We start from the raw sequence: 20,367 nt of genomic DNA, 5'->3' as shown, positions 1-20,367 counted from the left end.
GACCAGGCCCATGAGCATCCTTGCAAACCAGATGAGTGCGGCCGACACGGCGGTGGAGGTCCTGACCATCCCCACCGGACGGCGGACCACCTTCAACATCAATGCAGTGAACACTGGCTCCGACATCGCCACCGTGACGCTTTATGCGGCCTCGCGCGAGGCGGTGCGTGTGACCGGGCTTGCGGTGACACACGGCGGTGCCAGCTATGTCGCCATCCCGGACGTGACACTCGAGGGGGGCGGCGGCACCGGGGCCGCGGCCACAGCCCGCATGACGGCAGACAGCATCACCCTCACGGACGCGGGCACCGGCTACAGTGTCGGTGACGCACTTTCGGTGGCCGTCACGGATCAGACAGCGGCGGTGATCACCGTCACCGACGTCGACGGCGCGGGCGCGATCCAAGCGGCCGAGCTGACCTCCGGGGGCGATTACGCAGTTCTCCCCGACAGCCCTGCACCGGTGACCGGCGGATCAGGGGCCGGCGCGACCTTCGTGCTGACCTTTGCCGTGCTGAGCCTGACGCTGACCAACCCGGGCACAGGCTTTTCGGAACCCCCAACGGTGTCGTTCAGCGGTGGTACTGCTGCAGCGACAGCCACCATCGATATCGTGCTCGAGTCCAAACACACTTTCGAGCACGCCGTCGCGCTGAATCCCGGAGGCATCATTTACCGCACCGCACTGATCCTCGGCCCCGGCGACAGGCTCTACGCACAGGCCGACACCGACACCGTGGCCCTGACCGCCTGGGGCGTCTCGGCGCTGATCTAACTGAACACGAAAGGACGCAACATGCGGACAATTTACAACCCGGTCCTCGCGCGGATCGGCGGCAATGGCGTGGGCCCACGCAACCAGATCAGGATCTTCAACACGGCCGGTGTTTTTGATTGGATTGTACCCGAGACCATCGATCCAAATGTGCCTGTGCGTGCGCGGGTCTGGGGTGCAGGCGGTGCCTGCGGTCTCAGGTCGGCCTCAACGGGCAACGGGCATGGCGGCGGTGGTGGCGGCCTTGCCCTGTCGGAAATCCCCGTCTTCGAGCTGACCATCGGCGCTGCTGTCTCGCTCGTCATCGGCGCGGGCTCTGAGAGCCATGCCGGCGCCGGGGGCACATCTTCGTTCGGGCCTTTCCTCTCCGCAACCGGCGGCAATAGCGGCTTCAACGCAGCCGACAACCAGGGCGTTGCCGTTCTCGGCACCGGCGGCATCGGCATCGGTGGTGACATCAACCGGCGCGGCGGTACCGGTGGTACGGGGACCGAAAGCACAAGCGGCGGTGGCGGCGGCGGCGCATCCGCGCCCCATCCCGATGGCCACATGGATGGTTGCGATGGTGGCGCAGGCACCAGCTATTCCGGCGGCAGCGGGGCCTCGATCGCCCATCCCGGTGTTTCGCCGGGCGTTGCCTCCGTCAGCTCCGGTGGTGCAGGCACAGCCGGACGCGGCAGTTCTGGCCCATCCGCTTTTGCCGCCAACTACGCCTATGGCGGACAGGGCGGCGCGGGCCTGCTTGGGTCAGGCGGTCACGGGGCGAGTTCGAACAGTTACAGCAACGTTGCATCCGCAATGACACCGCCGGGAGATGGCCAGGGCCATGCTGTTCTCGAGCCAAACATGATCCTCCTTGGCGGCGGTGGCGGTGGTGGCAATGCGACCAGCTTTCAATCCTCTGACAGAGCTGGAACAAACGCAGGCAATGGCGGCCCCGGAGCCGGTGGTGGCTCCACCGGTTCTCGGAGCACGAGCAGCGATGCATACATGCTGGCCGGAAATGGCGGCATGCTTGGCGGTGGTGGCGGATCGTCCAGCTACCATGCGCCCGGCCACGGCGGCAACGCAGGCGGCGGTGGCGGGTCCGGCTATCAGTTTGGCACCCTGACCGGCCACGGTTTTGGTGGCGACGGGCTGATCATCCTTCAATACGCGCTGATCCTGTAAAGGGGACCTTCATGAGCAAGTTTGCAAAAGTCGTGAACGACACCGTCATCGAGGTGCTGGACACCCTTGAGGGCCGCATCCACCCCGCACTGCACGGAGAGTATATTCATGTGCCGGACGCGGTTGAACCGGGCTTTGTCAAAACCGGTCGCAAGTTCGAGGCGCCAGCCCCTGTTGCCGCGGTGGCACCCCCACCGCCCGAGCCCGTCACGGTGGTCTCGCGCCTCGACTTCCTGCGCCGCTTTACCCGAGCCGAGCGCATAGCACTTCGTGCCGCCGAGACCACAGACCCGGTGGTCGCCGACTTCCTGCTGATGCTGACCCTCGCGGAAGACGTGGACCTGACCAGCGCGGATGTCACCGACGGGCTCGCCTATCTCGAAGCCAATGGCTTTGTCACCGCAGAGCGCGGTGTCGCCATTCGGACGGGCTGATCCGTCACCTGACATCTGAGTGTCGATTTTTGTGTGTCGGTTTTTCGACGAAGTGTCGGCTTTTCGACACGCAGATGCATCCGCACCTGTGTGCAAGCCCAATTTCAACCCTCCATAGCGCCTGTCGGGTGCCATCCATGCAAAGGACATCCCCCATGTCTGATCCTACCTTTGGCCTGTCGATCCAGCGGATCGACACCGAGCCGCGGCCGCCTGTGGCCAGCGACATGTCCGTCGTCGGCATCATCGGCACCGCGGCGGACGCGGAGGCCTCAGCGTTTCCGCTGAACACTCCGGTGTTTCTCTACTCCGACGACGCCACCAAGCTCACCGCCCTCGGCGCGGCCGGCACCCTGCGCGATGCGATTATGCTCGTGAACGCGCAGCTTGGGGCCTTTCAGGCGGCCGCAAAGATCGTCGTGGTGCGTGTCGCCGACGGCGAGGGAGTGAGTGCGGTCGAAGAGACCCTCGCCAACATCGTTGGTGACGGTGTCACCACGGGCCTCAGCGCGTTCCTGAACGCACCTGCTGAGCTGGGCGTCACGCCCCGCCTGATCTGTGCCCCGGGCTTTACCAGCCAGCGCATGGGGGGTGATGCAAACCCCGTCTGCGCGGCGCTTCCCCCGATCTGCGAAAAGCTGCTGGCCCATGCGGTGGTCGATGGCCCCGCCACCACTCTGCAAGACGCGCTCGACTGGCGCGAGACGATCTCGCATGATCGCCTGATCCCGGTGGACCCGGCCGTGCGCGTGCTGGACGGCGGCGTGACCGTGGTCCAGCCCCTCTCCCCGGCGGTCATTGGTGTGGGCGTGCGGCGGGATCACGCCTTCCAGGGCCGGCCCTTCCACAGCTGGGCCAACCAGCCGGTGCAGGGCATCGTCGGCCCCTCCCGCCCGATTGCCTTCTCGCTCACCGATGGCGCCACCGAGGGCCAGAGCCTGCTCGCGGCCAATATCGGCATCCTGCTGCGCGGCGAAATGGGTGTCGAGAGTGCCATCGGTCAGGGCGGGTTCATCTTTGTCGGCACCGACAACGCCGGCGAAGACGACCTCTGGCGGTTCTACAACGTCACCCGCGGGCGCGATTACATCCACCTGATGCTGCTGCGCACGCTGCGGTTCTACCTCGGCCGCTTCAACATCACCGGCCAGACCATCCAGGCCGTTCTGAACACGATGGAAACGGCGCTGCGCAACCTCAAGGCCGATGGCGACATTCTGGGCTTCGAGGTCAAGTTCCTGCCCGCGCAGAACAGCCCCGAAGAGCTGCGTCAGGGCCGCTTCACAGTCACCTTCGCGGCCGAGGAAGCCCCGGTCCTGCGCTACCTCGGCATCCAGTCCGCCCGCTATCGCCCGGCGCTCGACGCCATGCTCGACGAGCTGCTGGCACAGGTCGGCACCATCACCGGCTGACCGCCAGTCAGCAAGCAGACGTCCAAATGTAGAATATATGCCTCATGCAAGCAGCAAACCCCTACTGCCGTGGTGGTGATACCACCGCCTTCAAGCATCCCACCCTGACAGGCGGACCCGGCATAGCTCTGCTGACGAGACTGCCCCGCCCGGATGATCGCACCCCCAACACAAAGGACAGGCTCAGATGAGCACTATATACCTCATGGAGGCCGCAAACCTCTTTTGCGGCGATGACGACCCCACCGCCTCCAAGCACCTCACCCTGACCGAGTTGCAGCTGCCCAACCTGCAGGAAGCCTATCAGGACCACCAGCCGGGCGGCTCGCGCGTCCAGATCGAGGTGGCGGTCGGCATCCAGAAGCTCGAGGCCAGCTTCAAGCTGGCGGGCTGGGACCCGGACCTGCTGGCCCAGTTCGGCCTTGGCGCCAGCGCGCGCAAGAAGTTCACAGCCTACGGTGTGATCCGCAACAAGCGCAGTGGTGCCGCCATCGAGGCCAAGGCGGTGCTTGAAGGCCGCCTCGGTGCCGCGAGCCCCGAAGCGTTCCAGCGCGGCGAGATGCAGGGCTTCGACTACACGATCTCGGAAATCCTGCACTACGAGCTGCACTTCGAAGGCACGGAGACCTATTACTGGGACTTCTTCACATCGGATTGGCGCGTGAACGGCGTCTCCCAAAACGCGGATGAGCGCGCGATCCTGCGCATCCCCGGCGGATTATGATGGCCCCGATGACCCCGATGACCCCAGAGGTCACGACCTTGGGCCCAGGGCAATAAGCCAAACAAACTCAAAGACCGTAACCAACATGTGATGCGCGGTGTCAGCACTGCACCATCCCTGCACACCCAGACCACAAGGTGACCCATGACATCCCCCAAGACCAAAACGCTTCGCCTGCACTACCCCGTCACCGTCGAGGACCGCGAGGTCTCCGAGGTGACGATCACCCGGCCCAAGGTCAAGGACCTCAAGGCGATGGACGCTGCACTGGACGGCATCAAAGACAAGCTCGATCAGGGCATTGTCATGGCCGCCACCCTGACGGGATTGCCGCCCGAGGTGATCGAGGAGCTCGATGCCGAGGACTTCACCAAGCTCTCGGAGGAGGTCGCCGGTTTTTTCCCCCAGGCCAAGGCGCACGGGACTGGCGCTCCGTCATTGCCGAAACCGCCCATTGGCTGAACACCCCCATCACCGCCTTCGAGCACATGGACTGGTCCGAGGTCGTGCTCTGGCACAACGAAGCCCGGCGTCTGGCCGGCGCACAGCGCAGGTGAGCCATGTCCGTTCTGACGTCGCAGCTGATCATTTCCCTGATCGACCGGGTGACCGAACCCGCCCGGCAGGCCGCAGGCTCCCTGGCCGGGATCACGCACCGGATACGAGAGGCAAATGGCCAGCGCCTCGGTCTGTCGGACCGGCTTGATCTGGCGCTCTCGCGCAATGCGGATGCGCTGGACAGGGCCCGCCTGGGGGTGATCGACGTCGCGGGCAGCTACGCCACGCTGCACGCGGCCATCGCAGGTCCGATCCAGACTGCGGCAGAGTTTGAGGCGGCCATGGCCAGCGTGGCAAAGGTTGTCGACTTTCCGACACCCGAGGCCTTTGACGCGTTTCAAAACGAGCTGTTCCGGCTCTCACGGGAGATCCCCTTTGCCGTCAATGGTCTGGCGGAGATCGCAGCTGCCGCGGGTCAAGCCGGCATCGCAGGAGCGGACCTGACGCGGTTTACCGCTGCGGCCGCCAAGATCGGCGTCGCCTTCGATATCAGCTCCGAGCAATCCGGCACCGCGATGGCCAACATGATGACAGCACTCGGTCTTTCCGTCGACGAGGCCATCCTGCTCGCGGACGCGATGAACCACCTGTCCAACAGCCAGGCCTCCAGTGCTGCGGACATTCTCAGCGTGATGCAGAGCGTGGGCGCGCAGGCCACCATGTTCGGCTTTACCGCCGAGCAGACCGCCGCCTTTGCCTCGGCGATGCTGGCGGCAGGCGCGCAATCCGATGTGGCCGCCACCTCCTTCCGGAACATGGGGGCGGCCCTGACGCGCGGCGCATCGGCCACCGGGTCGCAACGGGACGCGCTGCAGGCGCTCGGCCTTGATGCCGAGCAGGTCGCCCGGTCGATGCAGGAGAACGCCGTCGAGACGACAACGGATGTCCTGCGCCGGATTGCGCAGCTGCCCGCGGAACAGCAGGCGGCCATCTCCACGGACCTCTTTGGCAGCGAGGCCCGGGCGCTTGGCCCTCTGCTGACAAACCTCGATCTGATCGAGGGCACCTTGGCGATGGTGGGGGACCAATCCCAGTATGCGGGCTCGGCCTTTGCGGAGTTCGCCGCACAGAACGACACGTTCAATTCCCACCTTCAGCGGTTCTTGAGCTTGCTTGACGAGTTCAAGATCCGCATCGGCAACGCGCTTATTCCGGCCCTCGTCCGCCTCGGACAGGCGATTGCGCCGATCATCGTTGCGGCCTCCGAGTTTGCTGCCAGCTATCCGGAAGTGACCACTGCGATTGTCGGATCGATTGCGGGGTTCATCGCGCTCAAGGGCGCCCTCGCTGGCCTGACCTTTGTCGGGCTGCTGGGCCGCGGCGGCGCTCTGAGCCTGCTGGCTGCAGGCTTCCGCAGCCTGTTCCTGGTCGCACGTGCCGGACCCCTTCTTGCGGTTGGCGCAGCGCTGTCCTTCCTGAGCAACAATTGGCAGGGCGTCAAAGCGGGCATCGATGCGTTCAAGACGTCCTTCTCAAGCGCCATGGGGGCCGCCAGCCCTGCGATCGAGAGGTTCAACGACCTCGTGGGGGAAGCTCTATCGTGGTTCAATCGGCTGACGGGGCCGATCGATCCCGATCTTTGGCTGCGCTGGGGGTCGGCTGCAGGGACTGCGACGGCCGGTGCGGTGGCGGGTCTTGCGAGAGCGGCATCTGGCCTGCGCGACTTCCTGTCCAATCTGGTTGTTGATCCACAGGCGGCGCTGGCGCAGGCGCGCAGCGCGGGCAAGCAAATCGTCGACAGTTTGGTGGGTGGGCTGTCGCAGGCCTGGTCACGCGTCACAGAATGGGTTGATGGGCTCGAGCTTGATCTGAGCGCTCTTGCGTCGAGCGCAGGTGTCTCGATTGGATCGGTTGCCGCGAGCCTTGCCAATTCCGCAATCGCGGCGCTCCGCTCCGGTTGGGCATCGATCACGTCTTATGCGGGTGATCTGGATTGGGGCCGCGTTGGTGCTGCTGTGGCCAGCGGCATGCTTGCGGTTTGGAGCGGCCTTGGGGAACTGGCGATCAGTTCGATTGGTGGCGCGTGGGCGGCGGTCTCGACGTTCGCAAGCGGCCTCGACATTGACTGGTCGCAGGCCGCGGCGAACATCATGCTTGGGGTGCCGCAGGTTGCTTATGGCCTTGGCGCGGCCTTGGTGCAGGCGATGGCCGGTGCGTATGGGGCTGTCCGTGACTGGGCCTCGACCGTGACGGTGGATTGGGGCGCGGTGGGCGAGACGATCGGCGCCGGTGTCGGTCGCTTGATCGGTGTGGTGGGCGGGTTTCTCTACGAGACCTTCACCGAGATCTGGACAGGTGTTGCGGCATGGCTTGCCAGCGATGGTCCGGGTGTGGATTGGGGCCGTGTGGCCAGCTCTATCGTCGACGCAGTTTTTGACGGCATTGGTGCGGCGTGGCATGCGTATTCCGACTTTGTCATGGGGCTGCTGCGCGGTCTCTTCGGGGAAATCCCGCCAGAGGTGTTCGAGGCAGGTGCCAACCTGATCCAGCGGCTCAAGGACGGGGCGGTGCAGGCATTTGATGACTTTCTGGCCTGGGTCACGGGGATCCCGGGGCGCATCCTCTCGGCCATCGGCAGGATCGACCTGTCCAGCCTGATCGACTTTGGCGAGCCCCCGGGCTGGCTCAAGTGGTTGATCGGAGAGGACGAGGGAAATGTGCAAACCCCGGACTTCCCGGCGCCCCCCTCTCAAGGCGAGCTCGGCGCGCTGGATGAGGATCGTCGTGCCGCTGCCGAAGCCCTGATGGCCGCGCGGTCGGCGGGTGACGTGCCGACGCAGCAATATCTTGATGATCTCTCCACCTACGCAGCTCAGCTCCGAGACGAGATGGCTGGAGTGCAGGCGCAGATCGCACAGATCGATCAAAACGGCCCTATGGGGCAGACGCTGGCGGCACCGCCGCAGCGGGACCTGTCGCTGCTCCAAGACGAGCTTGTGGCCATTGAAGCAGAGCTGGCCGAAGGCCGCTCGCGTGCGGACGAGGTCACCAATGCTCTGCGCGTCTTGGGCGATACCAGTGCGACCCCTGAGGTCAACAGCGCCTCGATCGATGCGGCGCTGGCCCGTGCGCGTGCCCTTGCCATGGAGCTTGATGGGCTCAACGGTCAGGGCACAGCACCTGCGGCGTCTTCATCAGAACTCGACGGCCAGCGCGCCAAGGGGGGACCGATCAGCCGGGGTGGCACCTATCTCGTGGGCGAAGACGGCCCCGAGCTGATCACGGCCAGTCGAAACGGCTATGTGCACCCGACCGGCGAGGAGCCGATGGCTTCCCCTGCATCATCTGCTTTGGCAGCCTCCAGCCCTCCGACGATCACGGTGACGGTCGGCGATATCGTGATCTCCCCCACCATCAGCACAACCGAGCGGATCGATCCTGCCCAGCTCTCGCGGGAGATCGGGCGGCAGATGCGCGACGAGGTGCGCGAGGCCTTCCGCGGTGTGTTTGCCGACACAGGCATGAGGTTTGCGTGATGCTGATGATGCTGGGACCGCTCCGCTTCGAAGTCGTGCCGTTCAATGCAGGCAGCTATGACCACGGCCACGCCGCCGGCTTTGCCGAAAAGCCGGTGCTGGGCGCCCGCCCCCCGCTCGAGTTCGTGGGTGAGGGTCCGGAGACCTGGACCCTGAAGGCCAGGCTCTTCCCCGAGACATTCGGCGGGCTGTCGGAGCTGGACATGCTCTACACCCTCCGGGCCTCCGGCGCGCCGCACTACATGATGCGCGGTGACGGCGCCGTCATGGGCTGGGTGGTGATCCGCACCGTGACGGAGCGCTCCAGCCATCTGGGCGCAGGTGGGGTCGGCCGCGTGATCGACGTCGATATCGAGGTGGCGCGCAGCGCGCCGCCCGCTGCCACCACCTTCTTCGCGCGCCTGGCGCGGGTCTTTCTGCCGGAGCTGACATGACCGACATCACCGAACGCGTCACCGTCGAGGGTGATGGCCTCACAATCTCCCTGATCGTCTGGCGGCGCTTCCACCGCGCCATGCCAGGCCTCGTCGAGCGGATTTACGCGATGAACCCCGGGCTTGCCGCGCATGGCCCAACCCTGCCCCTGGGCACGTCCTTTCTGCTGCCGGTCCCGGCCCCCGACCCGGCGCCCGATCCGGCGCAGGTGCTGGCGCCGATCCGGCTCTGGTAACAGCGGAGGGGGACATGCGCGCAGCGTTCACCGTCACGGTCGCCGGGACAAACATCACGACAGCGCTGCTCCCGGTGCTGCTGAGCCTGCGGGTCGCGGACAAGGTCGGCACCCACACCGACAGCGCCGATCTCGAGATCGACGACACCTCTGGCCAGATCGTCCTGCCCCGCAACGGGGCGAAGGTCGCCATCAGCCTCGGCTGGCAGGGCCAAGGCCTGCGCGAGGTGTTTCGCGGCACGGTGGACGAGGTGAAGTCCTCGGGAAGCCGCGGGGCGGGTCGCCGCCTGCGGATCAGTGCGAAAGGCATGGACACCACCGGTCCCGCAAAGGAGGGCCAGCAGCGCCACTGGGACGAGGCCACGGTCGAGACGATCCTGCGCGATGCCGCCCGTTTTGCCGAGGTGGCGAATGTGCAGATTGATCCCGCGCTGCGGACCCTGTCCCGCAGCTACTTCGAGATGCGCGACGAGAGCTTCGCCGCCATGGGTGAGCGGTTGGCACGCGAGATCGGGGCCAACTTCCGCATCGTCGACGACACGGTCATTCTCTCCCGGCGCAACGCTGATTACACCGCGGCCGTCCGCGCAGCATGGGGTGACAACCTGCACAGCTGGGACATTGCCCCGCAGCTCGGGCGGCCGCAGTTCAGCGGCGTCCGGGCGCGCTGGTATGATGTCGAGAAGACCGGCTGGCAGGTGGTGGAGCGCGCCACAGGGCTGGACGTGCGGGCAGTCCATTCCGGGCGCCTGTCGCTGGCGGGGCCAACCGAGGCCATCCAGCAGACCGACAGCGATGCGGCCACGGCCGAGCGCGACGCGGGCGAAGGCTCTGTCGTGATCGAGGGCAATACCGCCGCCATCCCCGATGGGCTGTGCATCGTCTCGGGCACCCGGCCGGGTGTTGACGGGGCGTACCGGATCGAGGCCGTGACCCATACGCTCAGCCGCGCAGGTGGCTTTGTCACCGCACTTGAGCTCAGGCAGCCCCGGGGCGGCGCAGGGGCTGACCCGCGCGAAGCCACGACCCCGACGGTTGCGAGGGCCGAGGCCGCGCCAAGCACCCCACCCATAGTCGACCCGGATGTCTCCGGGCCGCAGTAACAGAACAGGACAGCACATGGCGCAGGATTGGGTCGCAGGGATCCCCACCGTGGTTTACTTCATCATCGGCATGGGCGGTGTCGCAGGCGCCATGCTCGCAATCATCAAGCTCTGGCAAACCATCCGGCCCCGGCCGGACACCACCGAGCGCGACATCGAGACGATCCGCGACGACGTGCACGACATTCGCGCCCGTGTCGCCGCCTTGGAGATCGAGATCGCCAAGATTGACCAGCCCTCCATCGCAAAGCGCTTCGACGGCCTCGAGGGCAAGATCGACCGGCTCTACGAGTTCCTCCTCGACCGTTTCTCAGACGGAGCACCCGACCGCAGGCGGTGACGGTGAGGCTCACGCTCAAAGACCAACGCATCACATCACACAGCCGTCCTTCGGGGCGGCTTTTTTTATCGGAGACCGAAATGACCCCCTATGAGATTGCCAAAACCTATATCGGGACCACCGAAGGCTCCGGACCGCAGAACAATCCGGTGATCGTGCAGATGTACGCCACCGTGGGTCATGATTGGGTCGAGCATGACAGCGTGGCCTGGTGCGCCGCCTTTGTCGGCCATTGCGTCGAACGCGCCGGCCTGCGCTCGACCCGCAAGCTCAACGCCCGGTCCTATCTGGGTTGGGGCGTGCCGGTCGATCTGGCCGACGCGCAGGAAGGCGACATCGCGATCTTTACCCGTGGCGACCCGAGCGGCTGGCAGGGCCATGTCGGCTTCTTCGTGCGCAAGACCGCCGCCTCGATCGAGGTGCTCGGCGGCAATCAGGCCGATGCGGTCAACATCAAGCGCTATTCAAAGACCCGGCTCCTCGGCATCCGCCGGGCCGGCAGCGTCGCACCCGCGGTGACCCTGTCGGTGCGCGACGTCCAGCAGAGGTTGCGCGCCCTCGGCTATCATGAGGTCGGGACCGCAGATGGCATCATGGGGCCGCGCACACGCGCAGCCATCCTCGCCTTCCGGCAGGACAACGCGCTCACACTGGCCCCGATCGTCGACACTGCTCTGATCGACGCTCTGGACACCGCGCCGCCGCGCGACATTGCGGCCGAGCGGGCCTCCGGCATGCCGCGCAACAGCCGGATTGTCACTGCCGCCAATACCCAGATCGGATTGGGCACTCTGGGCGCGCTCGGAACGCTGAGCAGTCAGATCGCGCCTGCCTTGGCGGAGGCCGAAGGCGCGCAAGGGCTGGCGCATCGTTTGATTGCGCTTCTGGGTCTGGACGGATTGCTCCCCGCGCTCTTGCCCTGGATCGGTGCCGCCGTTTTCCTTGCTGTCGTTTGCGCTGCATGGCGCGCAAGAGCCGCCCGGATCGAAGACCACCGCTCGGGGAAAACGCCATGATCGGCGCGGTCCTAACCGCAGCGATGGTGAGGGTCGGTCGCACGCTGGCGCGCGTGGCCAGCCTCGCCGCGGGCATCGCGGTTCTCGTCTGGGTGGCCTTGCGCCGCAGTCGTCGCGACGCTCAGGCCGAAGAAACCCTCCGTCGCGCCAACGCCCGCATCACCGCCCTGAAAACCGCACGGGATATCCACCATGACCTGCAAGACGCGGATCGCGATGATATTCAGCGCCGCGCTGACCGCTGGATGCGCGACTGAGCCAACCAGCCAGTCCGACGCCTGTGACTGGGCGCAGCCCATCCGACCATCGCGCGCAGATGTGTTGACCGAGGGAACGCTCGTGCAGATCGTCGCGCATAATGAAACGGGGGAGGTGCTGTGTGGGTGGCGGTCGTGAAATCACCGGGGCCGTCAGTTGCAATCACTGCATTTCCTGAAGCTACGGCTCGATCACCACGGGCAGGATAAAAAAACGCAAGTCCAGCAAGCTGTGAGCTCGTCAGCGTTTTTAGGGAATAATCCGAGTGTACTTGACGCCTTCAAGCGACGCGCCGAGCCGTAAACCCACATGACTAAAAATCATGGCTATGACTGGAGCAAGAGACGTCGTCGTTTCAGCTGCAATGGTCCTGCCGCCCATTGGCAGTGCGTACTCAACGTCTGCGCCCGCGGCCCAACCGGAGGAACGTCGAAAATCCATGAGTGCATCTTCAGTCATGAAAAACAGAACATGTGCATATTGCTGCCCACCGATCTGCAGACCCGCACTTGCTTTTGCAGCTGAATAATAATCCAGAGAAACGTCACCAACACGGAGTGCACCGCGTCCGTAGGCACCTCCAATACCCAGGCCGGCCTCTGTTATCACCGGCATGACGAGGACACCTCTTGCCTTTTGAGCAAGTTGATATGTCTCTGGAAACTGGCTGTACATTTCCGCCACGGTGGCATTCACACGTGCATCGATCATTGCAGCGCCATTCCTGCCTGCACTGTCGGTACAGCCGGCAACAAACGTGCCGGTGGCAAGGCCAAGCAACAGCTCGCGTCTTTTGATGGACATCATTCTCTTATCCTCTTGATCGGGTGCATATCGGTTCTTGCGGTTTTCCACTTGCTTAAAGCCAGAAAAGTACCCCACTGGGCTTTAGCGACCATTCAAAAAACTCGAAATGGCCTTGCGCTGTTTGTCCATCACGTTGAACGAACAAAAAGCATGTCTGGATACGCTAAATGAAACGATAGCCCTCGCATGATTGGCTTGAATCCCAGTGGATTTGTCAACCATCAGTTCATCAAGCCGGCGAACGGTCAACTCAATGACACTATTTTGAGTCGATCAAAGAAAATGTTTATCGCGCACGCGCAAAGGGGTGTGCGATATGAACCAATGCGGATGGAGATAAGCGCGACACCTCAATCCAGTTTCCAAACCCTCCCGTGCTGCTATAACTAGGCAATACATGGAGAAAACTCGTGAACATTTTGGAAATCAGGAAAGCAGTCCGGGCGAATCTGCGCCTCAAACACACGGACTTGGAGCCGGGGAGCATTGAGGAAATACAGCTTGTGAACCGTATAGAAAGTAAAGCTGATGAAGCTATAAAAGCAGCACAATGCGACCAGCCACAACTGACGCGCGCCGAAGCCTGGGACAGCGTGAAGCAGATGTTCTTGACAGCGCCCGACTCCCCCTTGCCAGATACGGAGTGATGACAAACAGAACGATCTTAGCCGTCGCCTTAACCCGAAGCCTGCCGTTGTCGACTGTCACAAAAACTCCCGAGGCAGCGACTGGTCAATTTTTTCTTTGAGGTCTTTACCCGTTTTAACAAACCCCAAGATCCGCGAGATAGCGACGATAAGGTCTTCTCTCGGCATTTCCCCGCTTTCTGCAATCACGAGACTTGCTGCAGCTCGAATTTCAAGCGGTGGGATTTGATCAGCCTTAGTCGGCGCACTTTCGCCTGAACGGTCTCGTACCGGGCATTTATCGAGCTGATCGGCAGTCATGATAAAATCGCCATCAATCAAAATACTACCAGATTTGGCAGCACGATCGACAGCCTGATCGGAAGCGATTTGAATGCGTCCCCCGGTCCTCGCCTTCCCGAAAGCTGTTGAGACTCGACGAGCAATGAGATCGCGATGAATTGGCCCTTCCACTGTTACTATTTTGGTCACCAGATCGACGAGTACATTTATGGGTGCCTCGTGGGGCTCGACGCTCATGTTCACCGTGAAATTCGATGTCACATAGGCTGGCGCACTGAGTCGGGGCGGTGGCGGCAAGACTGACTCTGCCAATGCCTCCGGCACCGGTTCCGCACCAGTTGCGCGCCGCCCACCCGTATTTGCACCCGAAAACGTTGGCCCCTCCGCAAGAGCGGCAGCCTCAAGAGCCACCCTAAGACGATCGATTTCGGCAGCACGGCGATGGAACCAATCGGTGCTCCAGATCCGGTGGAAACGCCAGCCAAGCCCTTCCAAGACATCCTGGCGAAGGCGATCCCGTTCGCGCGCCCAGAGTGCAGAGTGATAGGTTGCGCCATCACATTCAACGGCGAGGATATAACGCCCCGGTTGCTTAGGATGCCGCACGCCCAGATCGATCCGGAAGCCAGCGGCCCCAACCTGGTGATCACAAGGATGGCCAAGACGCTTGATCACGTCAGCCACATCGGACTCGAGCGGGCTGTCAGGCAGTTCGCCTGTAGCCTGCGGCTGGGCCATCTGCCCGCTGCGCGCAAACTCGAGGAACCGCTTGAGAACCCGCGGACCATCACGACTGGTTCGACTGGTGTCGATGTCATTGGGGTCAAACGAGCAAAAGACGAGGCAACGGGTCCTGGCGCGCGAGAAGAGAACGTTCAGGCGCCGTTCACCGCCCTCGCCGTTCACAGGACCGAACGACATGGACGTCAGTCGCCCATTTGGTTCTGCCGGCCCATACCCGACCGAAATCAGGATCACATCGCGTTCGTCGCCCTGCACGTTTTCGATGTTCTTGACGAAGACATCCTCCGACCGCCCCTCGCGCAAGAAGTCATTGAGGATTTCGTCTTGGCGCCGCGCGACTTCGAGCACCTCGGTCAGCATATCGGATTGCGCCTTCGAGAAGGCGACCACCCCGAGGGAAAGGTCGGGACGGGTGCGCGCATGCTCGGCAACCGCCTTGGCAATGGCCTCGGCCTCTATCCGGTTGGTGCCAGGCCTCCCAGTTCCTCGAGACCGGCTCGTGTACACACCCGGCACGCGCTGAAATGCGAGCCCATAATCAGGGTCGTTTTGAACCGGTGACGGCGGAAGGATCAAACGGTGGTCATAGAATTCGGCGTTGTTGACCATGATGAGCGATGGATCCCGCGAGCGGTAATGCCATTCGAGCATGGCCGGGTTCAGGCCGCGGGCTTCGCAGAGCGTCAAGACGCTCTCCATCTCCGTCGCAGTCGCTGTGCGGACTTCTTCCTCGGTTTCCTCGTCCAGCTCCACATCATCAGATCCAGCGATCCGATCAAAAAAACTGGTCGGCGGAAGCTGCTTCTGATCTCCGACCACAACGATCTGGCGACAACGCGCAATCGCGCCCAGCGCTTCTTCGGGCCGCACTTGGCTGGCCTCGTCGATAACCAGCAAGTCGAATTCCGCCGCTCCCGGCGGCAGATACTGCGCGATGGAGATGGGGCTCATCAGCAGGACAGGCTTGATCCGCTGCACCATCTGTCCAGCTGCTTTCATCATTTGGCGGATCGGCCGATGGCGGCGTTTCTTGGCCATCTCGCCGCGCAAGAAACCCATCTGACCGGCCGCGCCTGTCGGCAGCTGCGCCAGATGTTTCGCGCGAACAAGTCGCCTGGTCTCGGCAAGACGCGCAGCTTCGAGCCCGCGAAAGGCCTCAACGAGCGCGTGCCGATCAAGATAAGCTAGCTCGTTCAGGCCAGGCAGTGCGGTGCGGGCTGCTTCCCAGCGCGCCTCCGCGGTCGCATAGAGAAACTCATCCACGGCCATGCTGGGTGAAAGCTCACCCGCGTCCAACATCGTGATCAGAGACCCGAGGCCGTTATCTTGCAGTTCGGCGGCAAGATACGTGAGGCGCGCCCACTCGCCGAAACGATCAAGAGCGGCCCGCATGGCCTCTATGCGCTGGGCCAGTCTGTCGAGGGTGATACCGTCACCTTCAGGCCAAGTGATCGCAAGCCGTGCCGCCAGCGGATCCAAAACGGCTGCTAGGCCATCCAAGGCGGCCGTCAGTTCGGCCTCACCTGCCGACGCCGCACTGATCTGATTGACACTCTCAGGGTTAGCGGACGGAACGATCGCTGTGATCCGTCCGAGCCATTCAGCATGGGCAAGAAGTGCAGCAAAAGGCGTACGTTCGCCGCGCCAAGCAGACCCCAGGACCTCCTTGAGCCAGCCTTCCTCATCCGCAAGCTCTTTCCGTCGACGCTGAACACCGACCAGTTCATCGACAAGCTGAAGGCGATCCGCAGGCGCGCTGGGCAAAGGGCCGCTCAAAACAGTCGCAAGTTCCTTGCTGGCCCCACGATAGGGACCGAAGAGCCGCGCCCAGAACGAACCAACGCCCGGTGCCAATCGGGATCGCAGCGCGTCAGCAGATATCTCAAAAGCCGCCTCGGCGAAACGCGAGCCAGCCGCCCCTCGCGCCTCTGCCCAAGCACGCCCTGCCCCAAGGGCTTCCTGAAGGCGGGGGTCGTTCGCTCGCGACAATAGAACGGCAGTCGCCTCTTGAGCTTCCACCGGCCTACCAGCTGCTGCGCGCAGAAGGTCACGCAGCCGAAAGCTGTCAGGCAGCGACGAGGGCTCGGCTCTTTGCACCAATGCGGCCAGCTGCGAGGCAGTCGTTTGTAGCCGCTTGATGGCTTCCGAGACTTGGCGCAGTTCGGGTTCAAGCCGCTGCAGATCGGTTGGCTGCAAGCTCGTTGAGCCAACACCGGCGAATGGATGGCTTGGCCGGGGGCCGGAGGTTTTGAGCAGATCTGCATAGGCTGCCACGCGATCCGCAAGATTTCGCCGGGTTGCGTCGTCAAGAGCGGCCAACCCGTCACGCACCAGCCTAGGGGGCGGCAGATCCTTGCCCACGAAACGGGCAATTTCCGCCATCGCCCGATACGGCGTGAAAGCATACCCGGGAATGGGTTCATGCAGCAGGGCGCTCACGCTGTTCAGTCTGTCTCGCGCCTCGCGCAGCGCATCGGGCGGTTCGGGCATCTCTGGCGCCGCCCGACCAGCATTCAACGTACGTGCGAGTTCCTCGAGAAAGGCCTTCTTGTTGGCAGCGCGCGAATGGATTTCTAGGCAAAGGTCACCCAGTCCCACTTTCTGTAGTCGATCATGCACGACTGAGAGCGCTGCCATTTTCTCGGCCACGAAAAGCACGGTCTTTCCGTCATGGGCGGCGCGCGCGATGATGTTCGCAATCGTCTGCGATTTGCCTGTTCCCGGCGGCCCTTGGACAACGAGATTGCGCCCCGCACGAACCTCCTCGATCACGCGGGTTTGCGACGCGTCCGCTGGGACCACATGCAACAGATCCGAAGGGGCAAGCCGAGGATCAAGCGGTTCCTGCGGGCCGAAAAGCGGCTCTGATCGTTCGAACCCACCTCCGAGAAGTCTACCGAGAACCGGATGACCCTCAAACGCGCCTTCTGGCCATTGCACAGGCTCCAAGTCTCGCATCATCAAGAGTTTCGAGAATGAAAAGAAGCCGAGCTGCATGCCATCGCGATCAATCGACCAGCGGGTCCGGTTTTCGATACGCTCGTCTAGTTCATCGAAATACGCTTCCGGCGAGAATGTGTCGTCTTCGGCAATCTCTGGCAGCTCGAACCCGAAATCCGCTCGCAGCCGCTCTTGAAGCGGCAGGTTCGTTACGATTTCAGTATCCCGCGCGCGCAGATCGAACGTCGCTCGCCGGTCATCTCTGACAAGCTCGACGGGCAGCAGGATAAGCGGGGACTCGCGAAGGGTCTGGGAGCTATCGCTTTCGTACCAGCGCAGAAAACCCATCGCCAAGTAAAGGATGTTGAAACCCTGCTCTTCCTCGGAAGTGCGAGCGTCCGTGAACAAGCGCAGCAGACGTCGCTGCAGTGCTTCTTGACCGAGCCGCGTTTCAAGGAATTGATCCTGATATCGCGCGGTACGATCGACGTCGCCCAAGTCCTCAACCGATAATAGGAGGCCTTCGCTGTCACCCTCATCGTCGGCTTCTTCTTCATCTCGCGCCAGGAAACGCATCCGCTTTCCCTGAACCCGGAGCAGATCGAAGATGTCGGCCGTGCGCTCGCCATCAATGTCCAGCGCATTGGACCGCTTGGATGAACGGTTCACATGGATAAGTCGGTTCCGCGTTCCCGTTTCCACCAGGCGACGGCGCGCATCTCCAAGGAGTGCGGTCAAATCTGCGGGGCGCGGTGTTTGTTCTGATTGCATGGTGCTTGTCGACGCTCAGTTAAGTCTTTTCTCCTTGAACCCAAGCACTTGAGCATTCTCGAGAAGGGTCCGCTGCTTGTTCCGGTCAAACCCTTCTGGTGCCTCCCCGTCGATCTCCAACCGAAGGGTGACGGTCCCGCCAGGAACACTGGTAATCTGCTCGATGATGCCCTCGAGTATCTTTGTCATGTCCCTGGCCGGCCGGTCGGCGGAGAGCTCCACCAAACCGTAGAAAGTGCGCGGCAGCGGATCCGGACGGGGCGCGGGCGGTGCGACTGTCCCGCTGGGAACTGTGCTTGCACCCGGGTCGTGTGGATCCGTGATTGGACCGGTGATCGCCGGATCCGACTGGCCTCCCTCTGGCAGCGCCGGCTGGGGACGAGCACGTGCAGTGTCGTCTTCCTCGCGCTGTTTCGCGGCAACCTCCGCCTTGACGATCACGGACCGCGTGTCGATCAGGACCATCTCGGGCCGACCCTTTTCGAGCAGGAGTCCACCATAACGACCATCGTCCCCCACCTCCTCGGCAAAGGCGAAGGGCCCCGGGATCATCTCGGAGACAGCCTTGACGACCGCACCGCGCAGCACCTCCCTGTCACGCAGGCGAGGCAGATAAGCGAATCGGTTGCAGTACTCCCAGACGTCGGACAAGGAGAGGTGCGGCTTGTCTCCCCAGATAAACCGGGACAGCGCAGAATGCAGCCGCCTTGCCCCAATCTCCACAAAAACCCCCTCGGTTGAGACGAGCTTCTTCCCCAATTGGGCCAGGATTCCGTCCTGCGAGACGACCTTGGTCGCTTCCCAAGTCACTTCTTCCTGCGGTGTGTCCTGGACTGCAGTAATCAGATAGCACCACGCCTCTCGCAGCCGTGCCTCGAGCGTCCGCTCTGCCTCTGCCAGGTTCCGGGTCGCTAGCGCAATATCACTTTGAAGAAGGTTGAGGCCATCCTTATCGCCGAGGATAGCCGTACAACTTCGGAGACGCTACCATCACGTTCAATGAAGACATGCCTACTGTAATTGCGCTTGTCTGACAGATCAGAAAGAGGTGCAAACCGGCGGCCTTCCCCCTGCAGGAACTGGTTTCTGAACACTTGGTCAGCACACATTTGTCGAAATCCTATACAACCATCCAGTCGGTCTTAAGCCGAAACAGTTGATCTATGCGCTCGCGTGTTAGCGCGTCCTTTTTCGATGCCCAAACCATCGGATACATAGAACCGCCCTCGACCTGCGCAGCGACGAGATTGGCCTGTTCATCCGACCATTTTTCCCAAGCCGTTTGAAGCGCGCGGAGGGCGTCCCTGTCGATACCCTCAAGGGAGGCGACTTCGTTTAGCACCTCCGTCAACCTGGCTTCATCCCCACGCAAGCGATCGCCGGCGCTGATGTTCATAGAGAGCTGTGTTCGCGGGATTGCATCATGTAGTGCTTCAACCACGACCCAATCGGTCGCTTCGATAAAGGCCCTTGCTGCCGCCATCAGTTGAGACGCCTCGGCTGGATCGAAAACGGGCGACGACGGAAGTTCATGCGCCAGCACATGACGAACCTCGAAAAGGCGTGAAAGCGACGCCATCATCACATCGTAGTCCTCGACGATAGGAGGCAGTGGCCAATCGGCTCGTTCCTCTAACCATCTGGGGTGTGCCATTCTCATCTTCATCGCGAAGTCATCTAGCAGCGTGTCCAAAGAACTGACGGCAGCCTCAATGCTGTTGAGTGAGACTGCGTGCGCGACGAAATCCCCAATCGTTAACTCGCGCCGATCAACGTGAGCGGCAAAGGTAAGATCGATCTTGGAGCCCTTTGCCAAGCGCTCCCCACGCTCGAAGTACTGCTGCGCGTCATTGACTAGCTCAGCTATCACGCCTCGCACGAAGACTTCCAGCGTCGTGACGAGCCTGATCGGTACGAACTCGATAAACGGGGAGGCGAATGCTGTGATGGGATTGACGTCTGCATGGAGCGCGTCGATCTGCGCAACGAGTTCCATCCCGAGCCGGGGATGCTCACCACGGCGCTGTTTCCAATCGATGATCTGTTGGTATGAGGAACGTCGCATGAGGTTGTTGTTAAACGTAACGGCGCTTCATGCATAGTGCAGCGAATTCACCCTTTGCCCAGCAGTCCGTTGGTGAACCATCGGTTCGATTTAGTGCATGCGGCGAACGACTGGTTCGGCGGGCTGCAACGCAGCGTGGTGAGGTGATGACGAGTGACCGCTACGGGCCGAAAAC

General features: G+C 62.8%; 18 protein-coding genes. 14 read left to right on the top strand and 4 right to left on the bottom strand.

The window, feature by feature from the left end; genetic code table 11:
- The first annotated feature begins 10 nt into the window (after nucleotides 1–10).
- The 13 genes from ACK3EW_RS21035 (at nucleotide 11) to ACK3EW_RS20975 (ending at nucleotide 11,935) form a co-directional block, all read left to right on the top strand.
- On the top strand, nucleotides 11–775 hold the full coding sequence (locus ACK3EW_RS21035) for a hypothetical protein (protein ID WP_493807704.1): 765 nt from the start codon (nucleotides 11–13) through the stop codon (nucleotides 773–775).
- Nucleotides 776–796: 21 nt separating this feature from the next.
- On the top strand, nucleotides 797–1,945 hold the full coding sequence (locus tag ACK3EW_RS21030) for a hypothetical protein (protein ID WP_493807703.1): 1,149 nt from the start codon (nucleotides 797–799) through the stop codon (nucleotides 1,943–1,945).
- A gap of 11 nt (nucleotides 1,946–1,956) precedes the next feature.
- Nucleotides 1,957–2,379: a hypothetical protein gene (locus ACK3EW_RS21025; protein ID WP_493807702.1), complete on the top strand. Its 423-nt coding sequence runs from the start codon at nucleotides 1,957–1,959 to the stop codon at nucleotides 2,377–2,379.
- A gap of 155 nt (nucleotides 2,380–2,534) precedes the next feature.
- On the top strand, nucleotides 2,535–3,791 hold the full coding sequence (locus tag ACK3EW_RS21020; protein ID WP_493807701.1) for a phage tail sheath family protein: 1,257 nt from the start codon (nucleotides 2,535–2,537) through the stop codon (nucleotides 3,789–3,791).
- A 187-nt stretch (nucleotides 3,792–3,978) separates the two neighbouring features.
- Entirely contained in the window at nucleotides 3,979–4,515 is a 537-nt protein-coding gene (locus tag ACK3EW_RS21015; RefSeq protein WP_493807700.1) for a phage major tail tube protein, read from the top strand.
- Between the two features lie 144 nt (nucleotides 4,516–4,659).
- A complete protein-coding gene (locus ACK3EW_RS21010; protein WP_493807699.1) occupies nucleotides 4,660–4,977 on the top strand; it encodes a phage tail assembly protein in 318 nt (105 codons plus the stop codon).
- A gap of 98 nt (nucleotides 4,978–5,075) precedes the next feature.
- Entirely contained in the window at nucleotides 5,076–8,549 is a 3,474-nt protein-coding gene (locus tag ACK3EW_RS21005) for a phage tail tape measure protein (RefSeq protein WP_493807698.1), read from the top strand.
- Nucleotides 8,549–8,983 (top strand): phage tail protein, encoded by a 435-nt coding sequence (locus tag ACK3EW_RS21000; protein WP_493807697.1) that lies wholly within the window; start codon nucleotides 8,549–8,551, stop codon nucleotides 8,981–8,983. Before ACK3EW_RS21005 ends, ACK3EW_RS21000 begins: the two co-directional genes overlap by 1 nt.
- Nucleotides 8,980–9,219, top strand: coding sequence for a tail protein X (locus ACK3EW_RS20995; RefSeq protein ID WP_493807696.1), 240 nt, complete (start codon nucleotides 8,980–8,982; stop codon nucleotides 9,217–9,219). The genes ACK3EW_RS21000 and ACK3EW_RS20995 overlap by 4 nt, the downstream gene beginning before the upstream one ends.
- A gap of 14 nt (nucleotides 9,220–9,233) precedes the next feature.
- Entirely contained in the window at nucleotides 9,234–10,322 is a 1,089-nt protein-coding gene (locus ACK3EW_RS20990; protein WP_493807695.1) for a phage late control D family protein, read from the top strand.
- Nucleotides 10,323–10,338: 16 nt separating this feature from the next.
- Entirely contained in the window at nucleotides 10,339–10,662 is a 324-nt protein-coding gene (locus ACK3EW_RS20985; protein ID WP_493807694.1) for a hypothetical protein, read from the top strand.
- An 80-nt stretch (nucleotides 10,663–10,742) separates the two neighbouring features.
- Nucleotides 10,743–11,678: a C40 family peptidase gene (locus tag ACK3EW_RS20980; protein ID WP_493807693.1), complete on the top strand. Its 936-nt coding sequence runs from the start codon at nucleotides 10,743–10,745 to the stop codon at nucleotides 11,676–11,678.
- Nucleotides 11,675–11,935, top strand: a complete 261-nt coding sequence (locus ACK3EW_RS20975; RefSeq protein WP_493807692.1) for a hypothetical protein — start codon at nucleotides 11,675–11,677, stop codon at nucleotides 11,933–11,935. The genes ACK3EW_RS20980 and ACK3EW_RS20975 overlap by 4 nt, the downstream gene beginning before the upstream one ends.
- A gap of 250 nt (nucleotides 11,936–12,185) precedes the next feature.
- Here ACK3EW_RS20975 and ACK3EW_RS20970 read toward each other — a convergent pair whose 3' ends face one another.
- A complete protein-coding gene (locus ACK3EW_RS20970) occupies nucleotides 12,186–12,740 on the bottom strand; it encodes a lipid-binding SYLF domain-containing protein (protein ID WP_493809768.1) in 555 nt (184 codons plus the stop codon).
- A gap of 413 nt (nucleotides 12,741–13,153) precedes the next feature.
- On the opposite strand from ACK3EW_RS20970, the gene ACK3EW_RS20965 reads away from it, so the two are divergent.
- Entirely contained in the window at nucleotides 13,154–13,390 is a 237-nt protein-coding gene (locus tag ACK3EW_RS20965) for a hypothetical protein (RefSeq protein WP_493807691.1), read from the top strand.
- A 57-nt stretch (nucleotides 13,391–13,447) separates the two neighbouring features.
- On the opposite strand, the gene ACK3EW_RS20960 is transcribed toward ACK3EW_RS20965, so the two are convergent.
- The 3 genes from ACK3EW_RS20960 to ACK3EW_RS20950 all read right to left on the bottom strand — a co-directional run bounded on the left by ACK3EW_RS20960 (nucleotide 13,448) and on the right by ACK3EW_RS20950 (nucleotide 20,123).
- Entirely contained in the window at nucleotides 13,448–18,127 is a 4,680-nt protein-coding gene (locus tag ACK3EW_RS20960; protein WP_493807690.1) for a DUF3320 domain-containing protein, read from the bottom strand.
- Nucleotides 18,128–18,142: 15 nt separating this feature from the next.
- Nucleotides 18,143–18,937: a hypothetical protein gene (locus ACK3EW_RS20955; RefSeq protein WP_493807689.1), complete on the bottom strand. Its 795-nt coding sequence runs from the start codon at nucleotides 18,935–18,937 to the stop codon at nucleotides 18,143–18,145.
- 310 nt (nucleotides 18,938–19,247) lie between these two features.
- Nucleotides 19,248–20,123, bottom strand: coding sequence for a lysozyme inhibitor LprI family protein (locus ACK3EW_RS20950; protein WP_493807688.1), 876 nt, complete (start codon nucleotides 20,121–20,123; stop codon nucleotides 19,248–19,250).
- Nucleotides 20,124–20,367 lie beyond the last annotated feature (244 nt).

This window comes from Marivita sp. NO-S04 (genome assembly GCF_059070475.1).
The sequence above is the reverse complement of the archived record's forward strand: the minus strand, read 5'-3'. Positions and strand labels throughout refer to the sequence as shown.